Source organism: Cellulomonas sp. NS3, from assembly GCF_024757985.1.
Classification (GTDB): domain Bacteria; phylum Actinomycetota; class Actinomycetes; order Actinomycetales; family Cellulomonadaceae; genus Cellulomonas_A.
Genome location: NZ_CP103289.1, coordinates 366,943 through 390,171, shown reverse-complemented (window position 1 = coordinate 390,171; position 23,229 = coordinate 366,943). Strand labels below are relative to the sequence as shown.

The following is a 23,229-nucleotide window of genomic DNA, read 5'->3' as shown; positions in this document are numbered from 1 at the left end:
GACGCGCCCCTCGCCCCTCTCTCGCCGGCGTCCGACGGGGTCGCTGCAGGGAGCGACGTCACGGCCGACCACGCGGTGGGCGGCGGGTTGACGTCACCCGTTCGTGGGCTAGTTTAGGCGCTTACTTAGGCAAGCCTCACCAACTTTGGCACCCACACCACGGAGTTCCCGCGTGCACGAGCTGCTGTCCTCTGCGACCGCCGACCACTACGCCGCGACGATGCGCGAGACGGTCGACCGCCTCGCGGACCGCTTCCGCGAGACCCGTCGCCCCTTCTCCGGGGCGACCCGCGAGGAGCTCGGCGCGCTCGTCGACGCCGTCGACCTCGACGGCCCGGGCCAGGGCACCGCGGCGGCGCTGCGCGAGGTCGACGCGCTGTTCGTCCGGAACGCCGTCTGGTTTCACCACCCCGACTACGCGGCCCACCTCAACTGCCCGGTCGCCGTCCCGGCGGTCGCCGCCGAGGCCGTCGTCGCCGCGGTCAACGCCTCGCTCGACACCTACGACCAGTCGACCGCGGGCACGCTCATGGAGCGCCGCCTCGTCACGTGGACCGCGGAGCGCATCGGCTTCGCCGCGGGCGACGGCATCTTCACGTCGGGCGGCACGCAGTCGAACCTGCAGGCGCTCCTGGTCGCGCGGGACCACGCGCTCGCCGCGAGCGGGGCGGCGCTCGACCGGCTCGTCGTCCTGGCGACCGCGTCGAGCCACTTCAGCGTGCAGAAGTCCGCGCGCCTGCTCGGCCTCGGCGAGGACGCGGTGATCGGCGTCGCGACGGACGAGCTCGGCCGGATGCGCCCCGAGGTCCTCGCCGCGACGCTCGATGCCGCGCGCGCCGCCGGGCGGGTGCCCGTGTGCGTCGTCGCGACCGCCGGCACGACCGACCGCGGCTGCATCGACCCGCTCGGCCCGATCGCCGACGCGTGCGACGCGGCCGGGGTGTGGCTGCACGTCGACGCGGCCTACGGGTGCGGGCTGCTCGTCTCCCCGACCCGGCGGCACCTGCTCGACGGCATCGAGCGCGCCCGGTCCGTGACCGTCGACTACCACAAGAGCTTCTTCCAGCCCGTCTCGTCGAGCGCGCTGATCGTGCGGCACGGCGCGGACCTCGCGCCCGTCGCCTGGTACGCGGACTACCTCAACCCCGAGGGCAGCGGCGAGCCCAACCAGGTCGACAAGTCGCTGCAGACGACCCGCCGGTTCGACGCACTCAAGCTCTGGGTCACGCTGCGCGCGCTCGGCGCGGACCGGCTCGGCGAGATGTTCGACGCGGTCGTCGACCTCGCCGCCGCCGCGCACGACCTCGTCGAGCACGACCCCGACCTGCGTCTCGTGGGCCGCTCGCAGCTCAGCACCGTCCTGTTCCGCTACCAGCCGCCCGGCGTGCCCGACGCCCGGGCCGACGCGCTCGTCCCGCTCGTGCGCCGCGCGCTGTTCGACGCGGGCCGCACGATCGTCGCGAAGACCGTCGTCGACGGCCGGGCCTGCCTCAAGCTCACGCTGCTCAACCCCGACTCGACCGTGGAAGACGTCCGCCGCGTGCTCGGTGCGGTGCGCGACGCCGCCGCGGCGCTCGACGGCGGGCGCGAGCTCGCGACCGGGCTCGACCGCGAGCTCGACGCGGTGCTCGACGGCGACCTGGACGGGGCGCTCGCGTGGTGACCGCGGCCGCGAGCACGCGTGGCCCGGCGGGTGGGTCCGCCGCGACGGGCGGCGGCCGCGTGCACGACGTCGTCGGCATCGGCATCGGCCCGTTCAACCTCGGCCTCGCGTGCCTGAGCGCGCCGCTCGACCTCGACGCGGTGTTCCTCGACGCGGCCGACGAGTTCCGCTGGCACCCCGGCATGATGATCGACGGCGCGACGATCCAGGTCCCGTTCCTCGCGGACCTCGTGACGATGGCCGACCCGACGTCGCCGTACTCGTTCCTCAGCTACCTCAAGGCCACGGGCCGGCTGTACGCGTTCTACATCCGGGAGAGCTTCTACCCGCTGCGCGCCGAGTACGACGCGTACTGCCGGTGGGCCGCCGCGCAGCTCGACTCCCTGCGCTGGGGACGTCGGGTCGTCGCGCTCGAGGTCGACCCCGACGACGCCGACCTGTGGCTGGTCCGGGCCGTGCGGGGCGGGTCGGCCGCGGGGACGGGCGGCGCCGGCGCCGGCACCGGCACCGGCACCGGCACCGAGGAGACCTACCGCGCGCGCCACGTCGTGCTCGGCACCGGGACCTCGCCGGTCGTGCCGGCCGCGCTGCGCGGGCTCCTCGGGCCCGACGGCTCGGGCAGCCCGGGCAGCTCGGGCGACCCGACGGGTCGCCTCGCCGTGCACAGCGCCGACTACCTGCCCCACCGCGAGCGCCTCGCCGCCGCGCCGTCGGTGACGGTGATCGGCAGCGGGCAGTCGGCGGCGGAGGTCTACCGCGACCTGCTCGGCACGCTCCCGGGCCGCGGCGCGCGGCTCGACTGGGTCACGCGCTCACCGCGGTTCTTCCCGATGGAGTACACCAAGCTCACGCTCGAGATGACCTCGCCCGAGTACACCGACCACTTCCACGGGCTCCCGCACGAGCAGCGGCGCACGCTCGGCCGCGAGCAGCGCGCGCTGTACAAGGGCATCAGCGGCCCGCTGATCGACGAGATCTACGACACGCTCTACCGGCTGAGCCTCGACGGCCCGGTGCCGACGACGCTGCTCACCGACACCGAGCTGCTCGCCGCCGACCGGGACGACGCCACCGGCGAGTACGCCCTGCGCCTGCGGCACGCGCAGCTCGACGAGGTGCACGAGCGGCGGACGTCGGCGCTCGTGCTCGCGACCGGGTACGCCGCGCAGGTCCCGGACTTCGTGCTCGGCGTGCGCGACCGGCTCGACTGGGACCCCGACGGGCGGTTCGCCGTCGCGCGCGACTACTCGGTCGACGGCGGGCGCGGGCGAGTGTTCGTGCAGAACGCCGAGGAGCACACGCACGGCGTCACGGCACCGGACCTCGGCTTCGGGGCGTGGCGCAACTCGTCGATCCTGGCCTCGATCACCGGGCGCGAGGTGTACCCGGTCGAGCGACGGATCGCGTTCCAGGAGTTCGGCGTGCCGGGAGACGCGCGCCGGGTCGAGCACGCGGCGGGTGCCCGGTGAGCCCCTCGGCGCTCGCGCGCGGGCCGTGGACCGCTCCGCTGTCGCCCGTCGGGCACCTGAGCCTCACGCGCGTCGACACCGGGGCGGACGCCGCCGTCGTGCACGCGTGGCTGTCCCACCCGGCGTCTGCGTTCTGGCAGATGACGGACCTGTCCCTGGGCGACGTGCGCGACTACCTCGCGGGCGTCGCGACCGACCCGTACCAGAACGCGTGGCTCGGGAGCGTCGACGGCGTCCCCACGTTCCTCGTCGAGACGTACGACCCCGCGTGCCTGCTGCTCACCGACGTGCCGGAGGTCGAGCCGGGCGACCTCGGCATGCACCTGCTGGTCGCACCGCCCGGGGACGTGCCGGTGCACGGGCTCACGTCGGCCGTCATGGCCGCGACCGTGCGGTTCTGCTTCGAGCGCCTCGGCGCGACCCGCGTCGTCGTCGAGCCCGACGTGACGAACACCCGCATCGCCGCGAAGAACGCCGCGGCCGGCTTCCGCGTGCTGCGCGAGCTCGAGCTGCCCGGCAAGCGCGCGCACCTCGCCGTGTGCACGCGCGCCGACTTCGACGCCAGCCCCCTCGGACGGAGCGCCGCATGACCCTCACCGACACGACCACGCCCGCGCCCGACGCACCGACGGGCGCGCGCCCGGCCGCCGCAGCACCGGTGTCGTCGCCGACCCCGGGTCACCGCCTCGACCCCGCGGAGCACCTGCGACCCGAGACGATGGCGGTCGCGCACCGCCACCTGGTCGCCAAGGCCCTCGCGGAGTTCTCGCACGAGCGGCTGCTCGCCCCGGTGCCCGACGAGGCGGAGGGGACCTACCGCGTGACGCTCGACGGCGGCCGCGTCGTCTACCGTTTCCGCGCGCGGCGCACCGCGCTCGAGCACTGGGCCGTCGACGAGGCGTCCCTCACGCGGGACGTCGACGGCGGGCCCGCGCCCCTCGACGCGCTCGACCTCGTGCTCGAGCTCCAGCCGCTGCTCGAGATCCCGGACGCGCTGCTCGCGGTGTACCTCGAGGAGCTGTCCTCGACGCTCGCGAGCGCCGCGTACAAGGCGCACCACGGGGGCCCTGCCGTCGCGGACCTGCTCGGCGCGGACCTCGCGACGGTCGAGCGCGCGATGACCGAGGGGCACCCGGGCTTCGTCGCGAACAACGGGCGCATCGGCTTCGGCGTCGCCGAGCACGCGGCGTACTCGCCCGAGGCCGCGGCGCCCGTGCGGCTCGTGTGGCTCGCGGTGCGGCGGGAGTCGAGCCACCTCGCGCTCGGCGCCGGGGTCGACGAGGACGCGTTCTACCGTGCCCAGCTCGGGGACGCCGCGCTCGACCGGTTCGCGGAGCACCTGCGCGCGCTCGGGCTCGACCCCGCGGACTACCGCTACCTGCCCGTGCACCCGTGGCAGTGGGAGCACCGCGTCGCGATCACGTTCGCGGCCGACGTCGCGCGCCGCGACCTCGTGCTGCTCGGCGAGGGCGATGACGAGCACCAGGCGCAGCAGTCGATCCGCACGCTGCTCAACCGCTCGCGCCCCGACCGCGACTACGTCAAGGTCGCGCTCGCGATCCAGAACATGGGGTTCCTGCGCGGCCTGTCCCCCGCGTACATGCGCGCCACCCCGGCGATCAACGACTGGGTCGCGGAGCTCGTCGCGGGCGACCCCACGCTCGTCGAGGCCGGGTTCCGGGTGCTGCGGGAGCACGTGTCGATCGGCTACACCGGTGACGTGTACCACCGCACCGCGCAGCCGAGCGCGCACCGCAAGATGCTCGCGGCGCTGTGGCGGGAGAGCCCGGTGCCGCGCGTCGAGCCCGGTCAGCACCTCGCGACGATGGCCTCGCTGCTGCACCGTGACGCCGCCGGGGACGCGTTCGTCACGGCGCTCGTCGGCGCGTCGGGCCTCGGTGCGCACGAGTGGGTGCGCCGGTACCTGCACGCCTACCTGCGCCCGCTCGTGCACTGCCTGCGCGCGCACGACCTCGCCTTCATGCCGCACGGGGAGAACCTCATCCTCGTGCTCGACGGCCACGCGGTCGCCGGGGCGTTCATGAAGGACGTCGGCGAGGAGATCGCCGTGCTCAGCGACCGCCCGCTGCCCGACGAGGTCGCGCGCGTGCGTTCGGTCGTCGACGACGAGGAGAAGGCGCTCGCGGTCTTCACCGACGTGTTCGACGGGTTCTTCCGGCACCTCGCCGCGATCCTCGACGCCGACGGCGTGCTGCCCGAGGCCGCGTTCTGGGCGCTCGTCGGCGAGTGCGTCGACCGCCACGCCGCCGACCACCCCGACCTGACGAGCGGGGTCGACCTGCGTGCGCCGCGGTTCGCGCACTCGTGCCTCAACCGGCTCCAGCTCCGCAACACGCTGCAGATGGTCGACCTGACCGACCAGTCGGGGTCGCTGATCTACGCCGGGACGCTCGCCAACCCGATCGCGCGCGACGCGGTGGTCGCCGCGCCATGACCGCCGAGCTGTTCCGCGACGCGTGGGGGGTCCCCCACGTGCGCGCCGCCGACCACCTCGAGCTCGCCGAGGCGCAGGGCCGGGTCACCGCGCGGGACCGCGGCTGGCAGATCGAGGTCGACCGGTGGCGCGCCGAGGGCCGGCTCGCGGAGCGCATCGGGCCCGCCGGGCTCGCGTGGGACCGGTTCGCGCGGCAGGCCCGGCTCGCGGACACCGCGCAGCGCGCGTACGACGCGCTCGACGACGACGTGCGCGCCTGGGTCGACGCGTACGTGCGTGGTGTGGACGCGGGGCTCGACGCCGCGCCGCGCCCGGTCGAGCTCGCCGCCCTCGACGAGCGGTTCGGGTCGCCGACCCCGCACGAGCCGTGGCCGGCGTGGGCGCCGCTCGGCGTGATGCTCGTCGCGCACGCGCTGTTCTCGACCTTCCCGCGCGTGCTGTGGAATGCGCACGTCGAGCGCACGCTCGGTCCGGCCGGGCTCGCGGTCCTCGGGGGCACCGATCCGGCGGAGCCGCGCGGCGGTGCGGCTGCGGACGGCGCGCCGGGGCCCGCGGACGGCACCCCGCCCGACGACCCGACCGAGGCCGGCGGCGTCCCCACGTCGGGCAGCAACGCGTGGGCGCTGCACGGCTCGCGGACCGCGAGCGGCCGGCCCCTCCTGGCCGGCGACCCGCACCGCCTGCTCGAGCTCCCCGGCGTCTACCAGCAGGTCCGTCTCGCGTGCCCGGGGCTCGACGTCGTCGGGCTGGCGTTCCCCGGGGTCCCCGGCGTCCAGCACTTCGGGCACACCGGCACCGCGGCGTGGGGCATCACCAACGCGATGGCGCACGGCGTCGAGGTGTTCCGCGAGCGCGTGCGCCTGCGCGGCGAGGACGTCGAGGCGCTCGGGCCCGACGGGTGGGAGCCCTCCGAGCGGCTCGTCGAACGCGTGGCGGTGCGCGGCGGGGCGGCCGTCGAGGTGGAGGTCGTCGAGACAGCGCGCGGGATCGTGCTCGCGGCGGAGCCGTGCGGCGCCGACACCACCGTCCACAGCGTCCGCTTCCCGGCGCGAGCCTCCGCCGACCTCGGGTTCGCGAGCCTGCTGCCGCTCCTGCGCGCCCGCACGGCGCACGACGTCGTCGGCGCGCTCCGTGGCTGGGTCGACCCGGTCAACCGCGTGCTCGCGGGCGACGCTGACGGCACGGTCCTGAGCGCCACGGTGGGCCGCGTCCCCGCGCGCCCGCGCACCGAGCGACGCCTCCCGCAGGACGCCTGGACGCCCGCCGGGCGCCCGGCCCCGTGGCGGGGTCCGCTCCCGCCGGTCGAGGTGGCCGACACCGCCGTCGACGCCAACGAGCGCCCCGCGCGCGCCGAGGTCGACCTCGGCCTCGCGTACGCGCCCCCGCACCGCGCGGACCGCATCCGCGCGCTGCTGCACGAGGGTCGCGCGGACCGCCTCGGCCCCGAGGACATGAGCGCGATGCACGCCGACACGCTGCTCGGCGGGGCCGCGGGCCTGCTGGCGTGGGTCGAGCGCGCGGACGGCCTCACGCCCGCCGCCGACCGGCTGCGCGCGCGGCTGCTGGCGTGGGACCGGCACATGGACGCGTGCAGCGCGCCCGCCGCGACGTTCGCCGCGTGGCGCTCGGCCCTCGTCCGGCGGCTCGCCGCGCACCCGGCGCTCGCGCCGCTGCACGCCCCGCACCCGCACGGCGAGGCGCTCGACCCCTGGTTCTCGCTCGCGGCCCGGGTGGCCGACGCCCTGCCCCGCCTGCTCGACGACACCGCGCTCGGCATCGACGCGGCGCACGAGGTCCGCGCGGCGCTCGAGGAGGTCGCGGCGGGCGCGGCGGTCGACGACGCCTGGGGCGACCGGCACCGGGTGCTCGCGTCGCACCTGCTCGACGAGGTGCCCGGCTGCACCGCCCCGCCCGTCCCCGACGTGCCGCTCGCGGGCGACGCCGACTGCGTGCGCTGCACCGGCACGACCCCGTCGCTCACCGACCGGGCGTGGCGCGGCTCGGTCGCGCGCTGGGTCTGGGACCTCGCCGACCGCGAGCGCAGCCGCTGGGGCGTGCCGTTCGGCGCGAGCGGCGACCCGCGCAGCCCGCACTTCACCGACCAGAACCCGCTGTGGGCCCAGGCGGCGACCGTCGAGGTCGTGACCGACTGGGACCGGCTGACCCCCGAGGAGCTCGCGTGACCACCGCCCACCCGCCCGCAGCCGCACCGGCCCCCGAGCACGTCCGCCTGGCCGCCGGCCCGCCCGGCGCGACCGTCGACGAGCGCGTCGTCGAACCCCTCGGCCTGGTGCGCACCACCGTGCTCGACCCGGTCGCCGACCTCGACACGATCCACGCGTGGGTCACGCAGCCGGGCACCGAGTTCTGGGGCCTCGGCCACCTGACCCGCGAGGAGCTCAGCGAGCTGTACGCGTACGTCGACTCGCTCGAGACGCACCACGCGTTCGTCGTCCGCCTCGGCGACGAGCCGCTCGCGCTGCTGCAGACGTACGACCCGCACCACGACCCCGTCGGCGAGTGCTACCCCGTGCAGCCGGGCGACGTGGGCCTGCACCTGCTGATCGGCTCGCGCGGCAGCGCCCCGGCGCCCGGGTTCACCGCGCACCTCATGAGCTACCTCGCCGCGTTCCTGCTCGGCCAGCCGGGAGCCCGGCGGCTCGTCGTCGAGCCCGACGTCCGCAACGACCGCGCCGTCGCCCGCATGGTCCGCTCGGGCTTCGAGCTGGGCCCCGAGATCGACCTGCCGGACAAGCGCGCCCGTCTGGCGTTCCTCACCGCCGACGCGGCGGCCGCGGCCGCGACCCCCGTCCCCCGCTGACGACGCGTCCTCGTCCTCGACCCCCACCCCACACCCGGAGAGCCCCGTGCCCACGATCACCGTCACCCACGCCCCGAGCGGTCTCGTCACCGCGCACGTCGAGCGCACCCAGCAGATCAGCCCGCACGTCGTCCGCGTGACCCTCGGCGGGGAGGACCTGCGCCGGTTCGAGCGCCGCGGCTTCGACCAGTGGTTCCGCCTCGCGGTGCCCGTCGACGACCACGCGCGCCTCGACAACCTCCCCTCCCGCCTCGACACGCGCGGCTACCTCAGGTACCTGACGCTGCCGCGCGCGACCCGCCCGGTGATCCGCAGCTACACCGTGCGCGAGCTCCGCCCCGAGGTCCCCGAGCTCGACATCGACTTCGTGGTGCACGGCACCGACGGCGTCGCGGGCCCGTGGGCGCAGCGGACGCCTCCGGGCGACGAGGTCGCGCTCATCGACCAGGGCTGCGGGTGGGCGCCGGTCCCCGCCGACTGGACGCTCCTCGTCGCGGACGAGACGGGCCTGCCCGCGGTCGCCGGGATCCTGCGGGACATGCCGCGCGACGCCGTCGGGCACGCGCTCGTGGAGATCCCCGACGCCGACGACGCGCAGCACGTCGACGCGCCCGAGGGCATGGCGGTGCACTGGGTGGTCCGTGCGCCGGGCGACCGGCCCGGTGCGCGCGTGCTCGAGCACGTCCGCGAGCTGTCGTGGCGGTCGGGAGTGCCGTACGCGTTCGCCGTCGGCGAGTCCGGGCTGGCGACCGGGGTGCGCCGTCACCTCGTCGGCGAGCGCGGCGTCCCCAAGGCCAACGTCACGTTCTGCGGCTACTGGAAGCTCGGCAAGAGCGCCTGAGCCGCCGGACCGGGCCGCACGACGACGACCGCGGCGTGGGGCGCGGTCAGGACGGCGCGTGCCCGTCAGCGAGGCTGAGGTACGCCGCCGGCACGGCGTCGGTGAGCCACACGCCGTTCGCCGAGCGGTAGAGCACGAGCCCGTCGTCCTGCATGCGCCGCGCGTCGACCTGGAGGGTCACCGGCCGCCCGTGCCGGCGCCCGACGGCCACCGCGGTGTCGCGGTCGCCGGACAGGTGCACGTGCTGCCGCCGGCGCGGTTGCAGCCCGGTCGCCAGGATCGCGTCGAGCGTGCGCTCCGCCGTCCCGTGGAACAGCACGTCCGGCGCGGGCACCGGCACGAGCCCGAGGTCGACGGCGACGCTGTGCCCCTGGCTCGCGCGGATCCGCGTCCCGTCCTCGCTGAACGCGAACCGCCGCTTCTCGTTCTGCTCGACGACGGCGTCGAGCAGCTCGCGCGTGAGCGGCACGCCCGCCGCGGCGGCCCCGGCGAGCAGCGCGTCGACGTCCGCCCAACCCGCCTCGTCGAGCCGCAGCCCGGCCCGAGCCGGGTCGTGCCGCAGGACGAGGCTGACGAACGTGCTGAGCGGCACGAGCGCGGCGTCCATGCGGGGAGTCTGCCGCAGCAGCGCCGCCTCTCCCGCCACCGACCGGGTGCAGGATTGGCCCCGACCGACCCGCCGAGCCCCGAGGACCCCCATGACCAGCACGGGCGCGAGCACCGCCGAGCACGACGCGTTCGGCCCCTGGATCGACGAGGTCCGCTCCCCGCAGGACGTCCCCCGGCTGTTCCGCGCGCACCCGCTCGACCTCGACGCCGCGCACCTCGTGCTCAAGGTCCCGCGCAACCTGTCGCGGCGTGACGCGACCGCCGACATGGACCTGTACGACCACCTCGTCGTGCTGGCCGGCGACGAGCTCACCGTGCTGAGCCGCCTCGACGCCCTGTCCGACGCCGGCGAGCCGCCCGCGTCGGTGGACGACGAGGCGCTCGGGTACCGGACGTGGTCGTCGCGACCGAGCGACGTCGTCGCGATGCGCGACGTCACGAGCATGCTCGACGCGCGGCTCGACCTCCTCACGCAGGACGGCCGCGCGCTGACCGTGCGGTACAACGGCTCCGCGGCCGAGGGCGTCCAGCGCCTCGTCGACGCGGTCCGCGCCGCGCACGACGGGAGCACCGGGCACGCCGGCAGCGCCGCAGCCACCGAGGGCAGGGGGCCGGTCGTGCTCACGAAGCCGGCCGCCGCGGACGGCCCCACCGGCTCCGGCCCTGCATCGCCCACCCCCGCACAGCCGACGGACCCGCCGCTCGCCCCGTCGGCGCTCGGTCCCGAGGACGTCGGGCTCGTCAACGCCTACCGCGAGCTCGCGCGGCGCCTGCCCGAGCTGCGGCTCCTCGCCCTGCACCCGCGCCGACGCCTGCGCCCTGCGGCGTCCGACGCGGTCGCTCACCTGCTCCACGCCGTGTCGCCCGCGACGCTGCACGGCGCGGTCGTCGGGCAGGACGAGCGGTGGCTCGAGGTCCTCGGGCGTCGCGCGTGGCTGACCCGCGGCCGGGCACCGGACCACTCGCGCTCGCGGCTCACGGTCGCGCGCTCGGCGATCCGCGGCGTGCACGCGGCCCCGCACCCGGTGTACGGCGGCGTGACGCAGGTGACGCTCACGCTCGTGCTCGGCGGGCCGGGCGTCGAGCTCGCCGCGCCGACCGGCTCGGACGCGGAGCGGGTGCTGCTCGCCGCGCGGTGACCGCCGCTCGTCTCACGCCGCCCGACCCGCTGCGACCGAGCGGTACGTCCTTCTCGCCGTCCCTCAGACGCCCGGTGCCGGCGCCGATCCGGGCGCCAGGTCGTACGTGACCCACGGCGTCGCGTCGGCGTGCTGGTCGTACAGCGCCCGCGCCCGCGCGTTGTCCGCCGCGGTGATCCAGCGCACGACGGTGAGCCCCTCCGCGGCGGCGTACCGCTGCAGGTGCTCGAGGACCGCGGTGCCGACACCCTCCCGCCGGCGGTCCGGGTGCGTCACGAGGTCGTCGAGGTACAGCCCGGTGGAGGCTGCCAGGGGGCGGGCGAACCGGCGCACGTGCGCGAGCCCGCCGAGCCGGCCGTCCGCGTCGGCAGCGACCCACGCCTCGACCTCGTGCGCCGGGTCGAGCGCCCACGCCCACACCGTGTCGAGCGCCGACTCGTCGTCGGGCGCCGCGTAGAACTCCCGGTAGGCGCGGTACAGCGCGCGCCACGCCTGCTCGTCGGCCGGCGTCACCCGGCGGACCGTCCACGTGCTCATCGTCGTCCCCTGACCGGACCCGCGGGCGGGGTCCGCGGCGACCCTAGCCAGCCGCGCCGCCGCGCCCGTCCCGCGTCCGTGCCCGGGGACGCGGGGCGCCGCTCAGCCCCAGACGAGTCCCTGCGCCGGGTCCTCGAGCACCTTCGCGACGTCCGAGAGCACGCGCGCCCCCAGCCCGCCGTCGACGAGCCGGTGGTCGAAGCTCAGCGCGAGCTGCGTGACGTGCCGCACGCGGATCTTCCCCTTGTGCACCCAGGGCTGCTCACGGATCGCGCCGAACGCCAGTATCGCCGCCTCGCCGGGGTTGAGGATCGGGGTGCCGGTGTCGATCCCGAAGACCCCGACGTTCGTGATGGTGATCGTCCCGTCGCTCATGTCGGTCGGGGTCGTCTTCCCGGCGCGCGCGGTCGCGGTGAGATCGGCGATCCCGACGGCGAGCTCCTTGAGCCCCATCCGGTGCGCGTCCTTGATGTTCGGCACGACCAGCCCGCGCGGCGTCGCGGCCGCGATGCCCAGGTTCACGTAGTGCTTGTAGACGATCTCCTGCGACGCGTCGTCCCAGCTCGCGTTGATCTCCGGGTGCCGGTCGACCGCGAGGATCAGGGCCTTCGCCGCGACGAGCAGCGGCGTGACGCGCACGTCGGTGAACTCGCGGTCCTCGCGCAGCCGGGCGACGAGCTTCATGGTCCGCGTGACGTCGACCGTGTGGAAGACCGTGACGTGCGGCGCCGTGAACGCGCTGGCCACCATCGCCTCGGCGGTCCGCTTGCGCACCGACTTGACCGGGACGCGCGTCTGGCGGCCGTCGTGCGAGACGGTGCCCTGCGCGAGCCACGGCGCGTCGTCGCCCGCGTACGTCGCGAGGGCCTGCGGCTGGGCGCTCGCCTGGTAGGCGACGACGTCTTCGCGCGTGACGATGCCGCCCGGTCCCGTCGGGATGACCGACCCGAGGTCGATGCCGAGGTCGCGCGCGAGCTTGCGGACGGGCGGCTTCGCCAGGGCGCGCTCGGACGCGGCGGCCCGGGCGGCGGTCGCGCCGTTCGGTGCCGTGGCGGCGGGGGCGACCGGCGCGGTGCGGGTCGGCGCGGCCGGAGCCGGGCGCTGCCCGGACGCGGGGGCCGACGACGCGGCCGGGGCCGAGGTTGCCGCGGGCGGGGCGAGCGGGGCGGGAGCGGCGGGGGCAGCGGCAGCCGAGGAGGCGACCGGCGCCGCGGCCGGCGCACGGGAACCGCCCGTCGGGCCGGCGGCACCCTGCGCGACACGCGGGCGGCGGGCGCTCGACGCGTCCGCGACGCCGTACCCGACGAGCACGGCCTGCTTGCCCTCGGGGGCAGCAGCGTCGGCACCGGCGACCGCGGCCCCGGCGTCGACGTCCGGGACCGGCGCAGGCGCCGCGGCACCCGACGGGTCGACGTCGACGACGATGATCGGCGCCCCGACGTCCACGGTCGTCCCGGGCTGCACGAGGATCTCGGCGACCACGCCCGCGTACGGGCTGGGCAGCTCGACGAGCGACTTCGCGGTCTCGATCTCGACGATCGTCTGGTTGAGCTCGACGGTGTCGCCGACGGCGACGTGCCACTCGACGATCTCGGCCTCGGTCAGGCCCTCGCCGGCGTCGGGCAGGTGGAACGTCTGGTGCGTGGGCACGTCGGTCTCCTCAGAACGCCAGGCTGTCAGAACGCCAGGGTGCGGTCGACCGCGTCGAGCACGCGGTCGAGCCCGGGCAGGTACTCGTGCTCGAGCTTGGACACCGGGTACGGGCTGTGGAAGCCGCCGACCCGGAGCACGGGCGCCTCGAGGTGGTAGAAGCACTCCTCGGTGACCCGCGCCGCGACCTCGGCGCCGCTGCCGTACAGGGTCGGGGCCTCGTGCACGACGACGCAGCGGCGCGTCCGGCGGACCGACTCGACGACGGTCGCGGTGTCGAGCGGGGAGATCGTGCGCAGGTCGACGACCTCGACGCTCGTGCCCTCGGCCTGCGCGGCCGCGGCGGCCTTGAGCGCGACGGCCACCGTCGGCCCGTAGGCGACGAGCGTCACGTCGGTGCCGCTGCGGACGACCTGCGCGCGGTCGAGGCCGGTGGGCGCCGAGGCGTCGTGCGGCGCGGCGACCCCGGCGGCGAGGTCGACCTCGGCCTTGTCCCAGTACCGGCCCTTGGGCTCGAAGAACAGCACCGGGTCGGGGGACGCGATGGCCTGCTGGATCATCGTGAACGCGTCCGCGGGGTTCGACGGGCTGACGACCCGGAGGCCGGCGGTGTGCGCGAACAGCGCCTCGGGCGACTCGCTGTGGTGCTCGATGGCCCCGATCCCGCCGCCGTACGGCACGCGGATCACGACGGGCAGGTTCAGCCGGCCGCGCGAGCGGTAGTGCATCTTCGCGAGCTGCGTCGTGATCTGGTCGAACGCCGGGAAGATGAACCCGTCGAACTGGATCTCGCACACCGGGCGGTACCCGCGCAGCGCGAGCCCGATCGCGGTGCCGACGATCCCCGACTCCGCGAGCGGGGTGTCGACGACCCGGTCCTTGCCGAAGTCCTTCTGCAGGCCGTCGGTCACCCGGAACACGCCCCCGAGCGCGCCGATGTCCTCGCCCATGAGCAGCACCTTGGGGTCCTGCTCGAGCGCCCGGCGCAGCCCGACGTTGATCGCCTTCGCGAGCGAGATCTTCTGGACGTCGGCGCTCATCGCGCGCTCCCCTCGGCCGCACCGGTCACGAACGACGCCTCGTACCCCTCGAACCAGGCACGCTCGGCGTCGACGACGGCGTGCGGGGTCGCGTACACGTGCTCGAACAACGTCGACGTCGGCGGTGCGGTGAACCCGTGCACCGTCGCCCGGACGTGCTCGCCGAGCGCCGCGGCCTCCGCGTCGACCTCGTCGAGGAAGTCCTGCGAGAGCTCGTCGGTCGCGGTGAGGTGCAGGCGCAGGCGGTCGATCGGGTCGCGCTGGCGCCAGTACTCCTCCTCCGCGGCCGAGCGGTACCGGGTCGGGTCGTCGGACGTCGTGTGCGCCCCCATCCGGTAGGTGAACGCCTCGACGAGCGTCGGGCCGCCGCCGGACCGCGCCCGCTCGAGCGCCTCGAGGGTCACCGCGTACGACGCGAGGACGTCGTTGCCGTCGACCCGCACGCTCGGCACCCCGAAGCCCTTGCCGCGGTCGGCGATCGGGACGCGCGCCTGGTGGCTCGTCGGCTCCGAGATGGCCCACTGGTTGTTCTGGCAGAACAGCACGAGCGGCGCGTTGTTCACCGCGGCGAACACGAGCGCCTCGTTGACGTCGCCCTGCGCGGTCGCACCGTCGCCGAAGTAGGTGACGACCGCGGTGTCACGCTCGGGGTCGCCCGTGCCGACCGCGCCGTCGCGCTGCACACCCATGGCGTACCCCGTCGCGTGCAGCGTGTGCGAGCCGATCACCAGCGTGTACAGGTGGAAGTTGTGCGCCTGCGTGTCCCAGCCGCCGTGGTCGATGCCGCGGAACTGCCGCAGGATGTCTGTCAGGTCGAGGCCTCGCACGTGCGCGACGCCGTGCTCGCGGTACGACGGGAAGACGTAGTCCTGCGGGCGCAGCGCGCGGCCGGAGCCGATCTGCGCGGCCTCCTGGCCGAGGCACTGGGCCCACAGGCCGAGCTCGCCCTGGCGCTGCAGCGCGGTCGCCTCGGAGTCGAACCGCCGCACGAGCACCATGTCGCGGTACATGCCGCGCAGGTCGTCGGGCCTGACGTGCGCGACGAGGGGGTCGTAGGTCGCGTCGTGGACGCGCGCCCCGGTGGGGGTCAGCAGCTGGACGAGTCCGTCATCCGTCAGAGGGCCGTTCGGGCTCACGCGGTGACTCCTTCGTGCGGGGCGAGACGGGGGCACGAGCGCTGGTCGTAGCAACCTACGTCAGCGTAGGCTACGTAACCGTAGGTTGGCGGGGAACCCCTCGACAACCGTCGCCGTGCCGGTTTGTCGGTATCCCACACCCCGGGGTGCCGGTCCGCACAGCGAAGAGGCGGGCACGTGCCACCGGTGATCCGGAGCGCGCGCCCGCCTCTTGTGCGTCCACCCGCGGCTGGCGCCCGTCGGCCGCGGGTGCGTGCCGCCGTCCCGGACCCGACGCGACCCGACACGTCCCGCCGTGCGCCGTCGATCTCACCCGCGCGAGACGTGCGTCTCCCCCACGCGCGCTCACGACGCGCCCGCACGCGCCGATGACACAGACGCAGGCCCCCGCGCACCCCACCCGGCGCGCGGGCACGGACGACAAAGGCAAACCCGTCGCGAGGCGGAGACGCAAAGCCATGGGACCCCCGCGGTCAGCCAGGCCACCGAACCACGGAGCACACGTGCACATCAGCCCAGCCGGCTCGCCGGCACGTCGCCCGCGCACGCCCCGGCACCGGCCGGCGGACCGCGTCACCCTCCCGTCGAGCGGCGGGACACCGGCCCGGCGCGGGCTGCGCGCGCTCACGACCCTCGCGCTGACGACGGCCCTCGTCGCGACGGCCCTGACCTCGGCCCCCGCGGCGGAGCGCACGGACGGCCGCGGCACCGTCTCCGCAGCACCCTCGGCCGGGACGACGTCCGCGCCCGCCGGACCCGTCGACGCACGGGGCACGACGACGGTCGGCGGGCAGGTGCCGGCTGCGGTCGACGGGGCGCTCGACGGGGGCGTGCTGCCCGGCGAGCCGGCCGACGCCGCACGGCTGCTCCGCACGGTGACGCCGGCGCCGGCGGCGGCGACGACCGGGACGTCGGCAGGTGCGGTGCTCAGCTCCGCGCCGCGCGTCCCGACCTCGCCCGCGCCCGCGGCGCTGACCGCCGCCGCCGGCGCGACGGCGCCCTCCGCCAGCAGCGCTCCCGCACCTCGCATCGCGGACCTCGTGCGCGAGGCCGTCCGACCGGTCGGCGGCCCCGACCCGTCGCTCGTCTCGCTCGAGGGTCGCACCCGGGTGAGCCCGCGGACCGCCGACCTGCGCCGGGCCATCCCGCCGACGAGCTCCGTCCGGCGCCCGACGCCCACCCCGAAGCCGGTCCTCCCCGTCCGACCGACGCCGACGCCGTCAGTCACCCCCACCCCGACGCCGTCCGCCACCCCGACCCCGACGGTGAGGCCGGCCACACCCACCCCGTCGGCCACACCTACCCCGTCGGCCGCACCCAGCCCGACGGCCACGCCCAAGCCCTCCGCCACGGCCACCGCCACGCCGACGCCCACGCCGAAGCCCTCCACCACCGCCTCGCCGTCGGCCATCTCCTCCCCTACGGCCACCCCCACGCCGTCGGTCACGCCCACGCCGTCGGCCACACCCACCCCCACGGCCAACCCGACGCCGGCGTCCTCCGTGACGCCCAGGCCGACGACCACCCCTACGCCGACGCCCTCCGCGACGCCCACTCCGTCGACGACCCCGAAGCCCACGGCGAGCCCCACGACCACGGCGACGCCGACGCCGACGGCCAGCCCGAGCCCCTCCGCCAACCCGAGCCCGACGGCGAGCCCGACACCGAGCCCGACCGTCTCGACGAGCCCGGCACCGAGCCCGACCCCCACCCCCACACCCACGCCGTCGGCCCCGTCCCCCACGCCCACGCCGACCCCCACGGCCAGCCCCACCCCCACGGCCACACCGACCCCCACCCCCACACCCACGCCGTCGGTCCCGTCCCCCACGCCCACGCCGTCCCCCACCGCGAGCGTCACGCCCCCGCCGACGCCGACCACACCCCCGGTCCTCACCGCCTCGCAGCAGCTCACGCCCGCGCAGGGCCTGCACTTCGGCGCGTTCGCAGGGACGCGGGACGCGCCGGACACCGAGACGGCCATGCGTGACCTGGAGTCCCTGGTCGGGCGCAAGCTCGACCTGCTCCGCTGGTACGCGATCTGGGACGACCCGATGCCGCCGTCGTCGGTGCGGCAGTCGGTCGAGCGTGGTCGCACGCCGGTCCTGTCGATCCTGCCGAAGCTCCGCAACGGCACGAAGCTGCCGTGGGCCGAGGTCGCGAGCGGCGTGCACGACGCGCGGATCCGCGAGCAGGCGGCGGGCGTGCGGTCGCTCGAGGTCCCGCTGTACCTCGTCTTCCACCACGAGCCCGACTACTCCCCCGAGTACGGCTCGCCCGCCGACTACCGTGCCGCGTACCGGCACTACGTCGAGGTGTTCCGCGCCGAGGGCGTGACCAACGTGGCGTGGACGTGGGTCATGACCCCGGCCGCGTTCAACAGCCCGCCGACGACCCCGACCAAGGTCGGCGCGGACGACCTGTACCCCGGCGACGACGTCGTCGACTGGGTCGCGCTCGACCCGTACAACTGGAACGGCTGCACGACGGGTGTGCCGCAGCGCTGGCGCACGATGGCGGAGATCGCGACCCCGTTCCGCACGTGGGGCATCGCGCACGGCAAGCCGCTGATGCTCGCCGAGTGGAACTCGTTCGAGGACGCGCTCGACCCCGAGCGCAAGGCGAACTGGTACCGGGAGACGATGTCGACGCTCGCGGCGTGGCCCGAGGTCAAGGCCGTCACGGTGTTCAACACGACCGGCAACTGCGAGTGGTGGATCACGTCGTCGGAGCGGGCGGTCGCCGGGTTCGCCGACGCCGGGGCGCGCGCCTCGGCGCACGGTCGGGCCTCCGCGTGGCTCGAGCCGTCGACGCTCGTCGGCCCGTCGCCGCTGGCCGTGACGTTCGACGCGTCACGCAGCACCGGCAGCGGGCACCCGAACGGGACCGGCGTGACGCGCTGGACCCTCGACTTCGGGGACGGCACGTCGACGGGCGGCGAGGGTCAGCCGCCGTCGACGATCCCGCACACGTACGCGGGCGGCTCGTTCCGGGCGGTCCTGACGGTGACGGACGCGGCAGGGACCACGAACGTCGACCGCCACACCGTCACGTCCGCGGCGGCACCCCGTGCGACCACCTCGGTGCGGAACGTCACCGCGACGTCCGTCGAGCTCAACGCGTGGGTCGAGACCGGCGGCATCGTCGGGCACGCGCAGATGGAGTGGGGTCCGACGACGGCGTACGGGAGCGCAAGCCCCGTCATGGATCTCGCCGCCGTCCTCAACAAGACGCACCTCGCGTTCACCGTCCCGGACCTGCAGCCCGGCAGCACGTACTACTGGCGGCTCACCGTGACCACCGCCGCCGGCAGCACCGTCCTCGACCACACGACGTACACCGCCGGCCCGCCGACGACGACCTGGGCGGGCGCCTCGCTGGTCACGACCGGCTCGGCCGAGCCCTACGCCGGGGTGCACCCGCACCGCGCCGCGACGACGGCGTACCTCGAGTGGGGGACGACGCCGGCGCTGGGCCAGGTCACGGCGACGCAGGAGCTCACGGCGCTGACGTACGAGAAGACGCTGCGCTACCCGCTGACCGGGCTCGCGCGCGGGACCACGTACTGGTTCCGGGTCGTCGCGACCAACGAGCACGGCACGCTCGTCGGCCCGACGAAGTCGTTCCGCACGGCGCCCTGACGGCGGGGACGGGGACCGGGCGTGGGAGCCGGGCGCGGGAGGCGGCGGGCCCGGCGCGGGCGCCGCGTGACGGCGTGCCGGACGGTGCGGCCCGGCCTCAGGCGGTGAAGCTGACGTCCGCCGCGTCGACGACGCCGCCGGAGCGCCCGGGTGCCGACTGGTAGCGCCAGTAGAGGTTGGTGTGCGCGATGACCTGTGCGGGCGGCGGCGCACCCCACGGGCTCTGGTCGTCGGTGGTGTGCGCGTCGCCGACGAGCGTCACGTCGTACCCGCGGGTGAGCGCGCCGTGGATGGTCGAGCGGATGCACGCGTCGGTCTGCGCCCCGGCCACCACGAGCCGCCCGACGCGCGCGGCGGCGAGCACCTCCTCGAGCTCCGTGCCCTCGAACGAGTCGCCGTAGAGCTTGTGCACGAGCGGCTCGGCCTCGTCGCGCACCAGCTCCGGCACGTACTCCCAGGACTCGCTGCCCAGCGCCAGGTCCTCGTCGGAGTGCTGCACCCACACGACCGGGACGTGCTCGCTGCGCGCCCGCTCCACGAGCGTCGCGATGCGCCCGACGACCGCGTCACGCTCGTGGGCCTCGGCGACGACACCCTTCTGGACGTCGATGACGACCAGGGCGGTGCCCGGGCGGTCGGTGAACGTGGTCATGGGGCTCCTCGGACGCGCGCCGGTGTGGTCGCGCTCACGGTAGGACGGCCCACCGACACGCCCTCACACGCAGGTCCCCGGGTCCTCGCTCGTGCCGACGAGGACGAACAGCATCCGCCGGAGCGCGGCCACCTCGGCGCCGCTGAACGCGGCCAGCGCGGTGGACTCCGCCTGCTCGGCGTCGGCCGCGACGGCGCGACGGGCCTCGTCGCCGGCTGCCGTCAGGGCGAGCACACGCGCCCGGCGGTCACGGGGGTCGACGCTGCGCTCGACGAGCCCGGCGCGCTCGAGCCGGTCGAGCTCGCTCGTCAGCGTGGTCTTGTCCATGCCGAGCGCGCGGCCGAGCTCGATCTGCGTCAGGCCCGGGGACTTGTGCAGCGCGCTCAGGACGATGTGGTCGCGCAGGGAGCGGCCGTGCTTCTCGGCGGCGGCCCCGGTCGCCGCGCGCATGCGCTGGGCGGCGCGGTGCAGCAGCCACGTCATCTCGGAGTCCGGGCCGGGGCCGAGGGTCGGCGGGCTGCCCGGGGGGACCGGCGTCGCGCTCACGGTCGCGCACCTCCCTGCACGGGGGTGGACCCCAGCACGGGGATCGGGTCGTACGCGGAGACGTCGTGCGACGGGACGACGTGGACGACGTCGCGCAGCGCGATGCTGCGGTCCAACCCGGTCCGGACGAGGTCGGCGTCGACGTCCGCCAGGCGGCGCAGGAGCCACGGACGCGCGGCGCGCCGCTCGATGCCGTCGAGCTGCCACGTGAGGTCCCCGATGAACCCGTACCGCTCGCCCGTCGGGAGGGAGACGAACACCACCACGGAGCCGGGCGTGTGCCCGCCGGCCCGGGCGACCACGACGGACCCGTCGCCGTGGACGTCGTGGCTCGCCGGGAAGCCGAGGTACGGCGGCCCGTCCCACGCGTACTCCCGGAGCTCCCGCCCGGCGGAGACGGCCCGGAACACCGCGCCGTGGGAGTCGGTGGACCCGTACTCCCGTTCCTCACGCGTCAGCCAGATCGGCACGTCCAGCGAGTCGAGCCCGCTGACGTGGTCCCAGTGCACGTGCGTCACCAGGACCCCGAGCAGCCGCGAGACGTCGTAGCCGACGGCGTCGAGCTGCTCCCGGACGGTCCGCCCCCGCTCGAACGGCGCCCGCTCGATCCTGGGGAGGAGGCGGACGTGCTCGTCGAGGTGCGCGCCGAAGCCCGCGTCGATCAGGAGGTCACCGTCGGGGTGCTGGACGAGCACCGACGTGGCGGCGAACCGGCGACGGTCCCGGAACCTCCCGCCCGTCACCGCGAACACGCCCGCGTCTCGTAGGTCCCGGTGGGGAGCTGGTGGAGCCGGACGGAGGAGGGAGTCGCGGCCGGCGGCAGAGCGGCCGACCACGGAGCGGGCGCGGGGGTGCGGGTCACAGGCGCGACAGTACGAGTTCGGATGATCCGACACAAGAGCGTTTCTCCCGGACAGCAGGCGCGACGAGGCGCTCACCGGCACCGCGCGGCGCAGGCGCTGGGTCCCCCTCCCAGCGCCGCGCGGGCGTGGCGCTCCGCGACCCGCGCGGTGCAGACGGGCGGCTCCCCGTCACGCGCCCGCCGCGGGCCCCCGCCCGCCGACCGACGCCTCGAGCTCGACCGTGACCTGCCCGAACGCCCGGGCGAAGTCGAGCACCGCCACCTCGTCGGTGATCTCGGGACGGCGCACGCGCCAGCGCGCGCGGGTGCCCGTTCCCGGCGCACCCGGGGTCGGTGCGCAGTCGATCACCCAGACGTCGGGGCCTTCGCTGTCGGCCCGGACCCGCCAGCGCCGCACGGCGCGCCACGGCACGTGCACGACGTCTGCCGGCCGGAGCCCCGCCGGCCGGCCCTCGATCAGCCAGCCCGGCACACGGAGGCCGTGCAGGTCGGCGGTCAGCGACCTCAGGTCCGGAGGCGCGTCGCGCAGACGCCGGCGGTTGATCGGCCCGGGACGCAGCGCGACCGTCAGCTCCGGCGTGCGTCCGGTCGGGTCGAGGGGCGCGAGCGTGCGCCGCCGCGTGTCACGGAGCAGCTGCCGGTCGTACGGCGTCATCGACTGGAGCCCGACGAGCACGACGGCCACGAGCGCCGCGGCGACCACGAGCACGACGGTCACCACGGAGCCGTCGACCCGGGCGCGGGAGGCCAGCACGAGCCCCACCCCTGTGCCGAGGAGGACGAGCAGCCCGCGGGCGGTCGAGATCGCCGAGGCACGCACCCGCAGCCCGCGGGGAAGCGTCCCGAGGACGTACTCATCCTGCACGCATCGAGCGTAGGCACCGGTCCGGGCCGCCCACATCGGCCGACCGGGCGTCTCCACCCACCCGGGACGGACCCCGCACCACGACAGCCGGACGCCACGCGCCCGGTCGACGGACGCCGCCCGTCGCGAGGCGGGACGCGCACGCCGGCAGGCGGACGTCGGGACGCGCGACGCCGTCAGCGGCGGAACGACTCCGCGACCTCGAGCAGCACCGCCGTCGCCTCGGGCTCGCCGACGCTGACCCGCACCCCGTCGCCCGCGAAGGGCCGCACGAGCACCCCCGCTCGGGTGGCCTCCTGCGCGAACGCCGTGGCGCGCTCGCCGAGCGGGAGCCACACGAAGTTCGCCTCGCTGTCCGGCACCGTCCAGCCCTGCACGCGCAGGCCCGCGAGCATGCGCGAGCGCTCCTGCACGACCGACTCGACGCGCTCCAGCAGCTCGTCCTTGGCGCGCAGCGACGCGAGCGCCGCCATCTGCCCGACGTGGGAGACGCCGAACGGCGTCGACGCGGCACGGATGCCCGCCGCGAGGCGCGGGCGCGCGACGGCGAACCCGACGCGCAGGCCCGCGAGCCCGTACGCCTTGGAGAACGTGCGCAGGACGACGACGTTCGGGTGCTTCGCGAGGACCGCGAGCGCGTCGGGCACGTCGGGGTCGCGCACGAACTCGACGTAGGCCTCGTCGAGCACCACGAGGACGTTGCCGGGGACCTGCTCGAGCAGGTGGGCGAGCTCGTCGGCGCGGACCGCCGGGCCCGTCGGGTTGTTGGGGGTGCACACGAGGACCGCGCGGGTGCGTGGCGTGACGGCCGCGGCCATCGCCGGGAGGTCGAGCCGGCCGTCGTCGCGCACGGGCACCGGGACCCCCTCGGCGTGCGCCAGGGCGACCGCGATCGGGTACGCCTCGAACGAGCGCCACGGGTAGACGACCTCGTCCTTGGCGTTCACGACCGCGTCGAGCACGTGGTTGAGGACCGCCACGGAGCCGGTACCGGTGACGACCTGCGCCGGGTCCACGCCGAGGTCCGCCGCGATCGCCTCGGTGAGCTCGGTCGCGTACATGTCGGGGTACCGGTTGACGTCCTGCGCGGCGTCGCAGATCGCGGCGACGACCGAGGCGAGCGGCGGGTACGGGTTCTCGTTGGACGAGAGCTTGAACGCGGCGGCGCCGACGGGCACGCGCGCACCGGGGACGTACGCGGGGAGGTGGGCGACGGCGGGACGGAGCGGGACCTGGGTCACGGTGCCCAGCATGCCAGCACGCGCCGACGCACCTGCGTGCACCCACCGGCCGGGTTTCCGGC

19 protein-coding genes and 1 riboswitch are annotated in these 23,229 nt (G+C 75.8%); of the genes, 9 read left to right on the top strand and 10 right to left on the bottom strand.

Annotated elements, in window-relative coordinates; all coding sequences use genetic code 11:
- Window positions 1-172 precede the first annotated feature (172 nt).
- From NXY84_RS01830 to NXY84_RS01805, 7 genes are read left to right on the top strand one after another with little or no spacing between them, the layout of a single operon-like run.
- Window positions 173-1,663 (top strand): pyridoxal phosphate-dependent decarboxylase family protein, encoded by a 1,491-nt coding sequence (locus NXY84_RS01830; protein WP_309485042.1) that lies wholly within the window; start codon window positions 173-175, stop codon window positions 1,661-1,663.
- Window positions 1,660-3,132, top strand: coding sequence for a lysine N(6)-hydroxylase/L-ornithine N(5)-oxygenase family protein (locus tag NXY84_RS01825; protein WP_396126383.1), 1,473 nt, complete (start codon window positions 1,660-1,662; stop codon window positions 3,130-3,132). Before NXY84_RS01830 ends, NXY84_RS01825 begins: the two co-directional genes overlap by 4 nt.
- Window positions 3,129-3,722, top strand: coding sequence for a GNAT family N-acetyltransferase (locus NXY84_RS21815; protein WP_396126360.1), 594 nt, complete (start codon window positions 3,129-3,131; stop codon window positions 3,720-3,722). The genes NXY84_RS01825 and NXY84_RS21815 overlap by 4 nt, the downstream gene beginning before the upstream one ends.
- Window positions 3,719-5,587 carry an IucA/IucC family protein gene (locus tag NXY84_RS01820; protein ID WP_396126359.1) on the top strand — a complete coding sequence of 623 codons (1,869 nt, stop codon included), beginning with the start codon at window positions 3,719-3,721 and terminating at the stop codon, window positions 5,585-5,587. The genes NXY84_RS21815 and NXY84_RS01820 overlap by 4 nt, the downstream gene beginning before the upstream one ends.
- Complete coding sequence (locus tag NXY84_RS01815; RefSeq protein WP_258725484.1) at window positions 5,584-7,770, top strand: penicillin acylase family protein; 2,187 nt, start codon at window positions 5,584-5,586, stop codon at window positions 7,768-7,770. Before NXY84_RS01820 ends, NXY84_RS01815 begins: the two co-directional genes overlap by 4 nt.
- Entirely contained in the window at window positions 7,767-8,408 is a 642-nt protein-coding gene (locus tag NXY84_RS01810) for a GNAT family N-acetyltransferase (protein WP_258725483.1), read from the top strand. Before NXY84_RS01815 ends, NXY84_RS01810 begins: the two co-directional genes overlap by 4 nt.
- A gap of 46 nt (window positions 8,409-8,454) precedes the next feature.
- On the top strand, window positions 8,455-9,249 hold the full coding sequence (locus NXY84_RS01805; protein ID WP_258725482.1) for a siderophore-interacting protein: 795 nt from the start codon (window positions 8,455-8,457) through the stop codon (window positions 9,247-9,249).
- Window positions 9,250-9,295: 46 nt separating this feature from the next.
- On the opposite strand, the gene NXY84_RS01800 is transcribed toward NXY84_RS01805, so the two are convergent.
- Window positions 9,296-9,856, bottom strand: coding sequence for an RNA 2'-phosphotransferase (locus tag NXY84_RS01800; RefSeq protein ID WP_258725481.1), 561 nt, complete (start codon window positions 9,854-9,856; stop codon window positions 9,296-9,298).
- Window positions 9,857-9,947: 91 nt separating this feature from the next.
- On the opposite strand from NXY84_RS01800, the gene NXY84_RS01795 reads away from it, so the two are divergent.
- Window positions 9,948-10,997: a hypothetical protein gene (locus NXY84_RS01795; RefSeq protein ID WP_258725480.1), complete on the top strand. Its 1,050-nt coding sequence runs from the start codon at window positions 9,948-9,950 to the stop codon at window positions 10,995-10,997.
- 63 nt (window positions 10,998-11,060) lie between these two features.
- On the opposite strand, the gene NXY84_RS01790 is transcribed toward NXY84_RS01795, so the two are convergent.
- The 4 genes from NXY84_RS01790 to pdhA form a co-directional block, all read right to left on the bottom strand.
- A complete protein-coding gene (locus NXY84_RS01790; protein WP_258725479.1) occupies window positions 11,061-11,534 on the bottom strand; it encodes a GNAT family N-acetyltransferase in 474 nt (157 codons plus the stop codon).
- A gap of 102 nt (window positions 11,535-11,636) precedes the next feature.
- Window positions 11,637-13,184, bottom strand: a complete 1,548-nt coding sequence (locus tag NXY84_RS01785) for a dihydrolipoamide acetyltransferase family protein (protein WP_258725478.1) — start codon at window positions 13,182-13,184, stop codon at window positions 11,637-11,639.
- A 26-nt stretch (window positions 13,185-13,210) separates the two neighbouring features.
- The gene (locus NXY84_RS01780; protein WP_183296277.1) at window positions 13,211-14,224 is read right to left on the bottom strand and encodes an alpha-ketoacid dehydrogenase subunit beta; all 1,014 of its coding nucleotides are present in this window, start codon (window positions 14,222-14,224) and stop codon (window positions 13,211-13,213) included.
- A complete protein-coding gene (gene pdhA, locus NXY84_RS01775; protein ID WP_258725477.1) occupies window positions 14,221-15,360 on the bottom strand; it encodes a pyruvate dehydrogenase (acetyl-transferring) E1 component subunit alpha in 1,140 nt (379 codons plus the stop codon). The genes NXY84_RS01780 and pdhA overlap by 4 nt, the downstream gene beginning before the upstream one ends.
- 415 nt (window positions 15,361-15,775) lie before the next feature.
- Window positions 15,776-15,850, top strand: a riboswitch (cyclic di-GMP riboswitch).
- A gap of 13 nt (window positions 15,851-15,863) precedes the next feature.
- Here pdhA and NXY84_RS01770 point away from each other — a divergent pair.
- On the top strand, window positions 15,864-19,001 hold the full coding sequence (locus tag NXY84_RS01770; protein WP_258725476.1) for a PKD domain-containing protein: 3,138 nt from the start codon (window positions 15,864-15,866) through the stop codon (window positions 18,999-19,001).
- Window positions 19,002-19,098: 97 nt separating this feature from the next.
- Here the strand turns inward: NXY84_RS01770 and NXY84_RS01765 are convergent, their stop codons facing one another.
- The 5 genes from NXY84_RS01765 to hisC all read right to left on the bottom strand — a co-directional run bounded on the left by NXY84_RS01765 (window position 19,099) and on the right by hisC (window position 23,179).
- Window positions 19,099-19,653, bottom strand: coding sequence for an isochorismatase family protein (locus NXY84_RS01765; protein WP_258725475.1), 555 nt, complete (start codon window positions 19,651-19,653; stop codon window positions 19,099-19,101).
- A 63-nt stretch (window positions 19,654-19,716) separates the two neighbouring features.
- Window positions 19,717-20,199, bottom strand: a complete 483-nt coding sequence (locus tag NXY84_RS01760; protein WP_258725474.1) for a MarR family winged helix-turn-helix transcriptional regulator — start codon at window positions 20,197-20,199, stop codon at window positions 19,717-19,719.
- Window positions 20,196-20,951, bottom strand: a complete 756-nt coding sequence (locus NXY84_RS01755) for an MBL fold metallo-hydrolase (protein ID WP_258725473.1) — start codon at window positions 20,949-20,951, stop codon at window positions 20,196-20,198. Before NXY84_RS01755 ends, NXY84_RS01760 begins: the two co-directional genes overlap by 4 nt.
- Window positions 20,952-21,230: 279 nt before the next feature.
- Window positions 21,231-21,926 (bottom strand): hypothetical protein, encoded by a 696-nt coding sequence (locus NXY84_RS01750; protein WP_258725472.1) that lies wholly within the window; start codon window positions 21,924-21,926, stop codon window positions 21,231-21,233.
- 176 nt (window positions 21,927-22,102) lie between these two features.
- Window positions 22,103-23,179 carry a histidinol-phosphate transaminase gene (gene hisC, locus NXY84_RS01745; RefSeq protein WP_258725471.1) on the bottom strand — a complete coding sequence of 359 codons (1,077 nt, stop codon included), beginning with the start codon at window positions 23,177-23,179 and terminating at the stop codon, window positions 22,103-22,105.
- Between the last annotated feature and the right edge of the window lie 50 nt (window positions 23,180-23,229).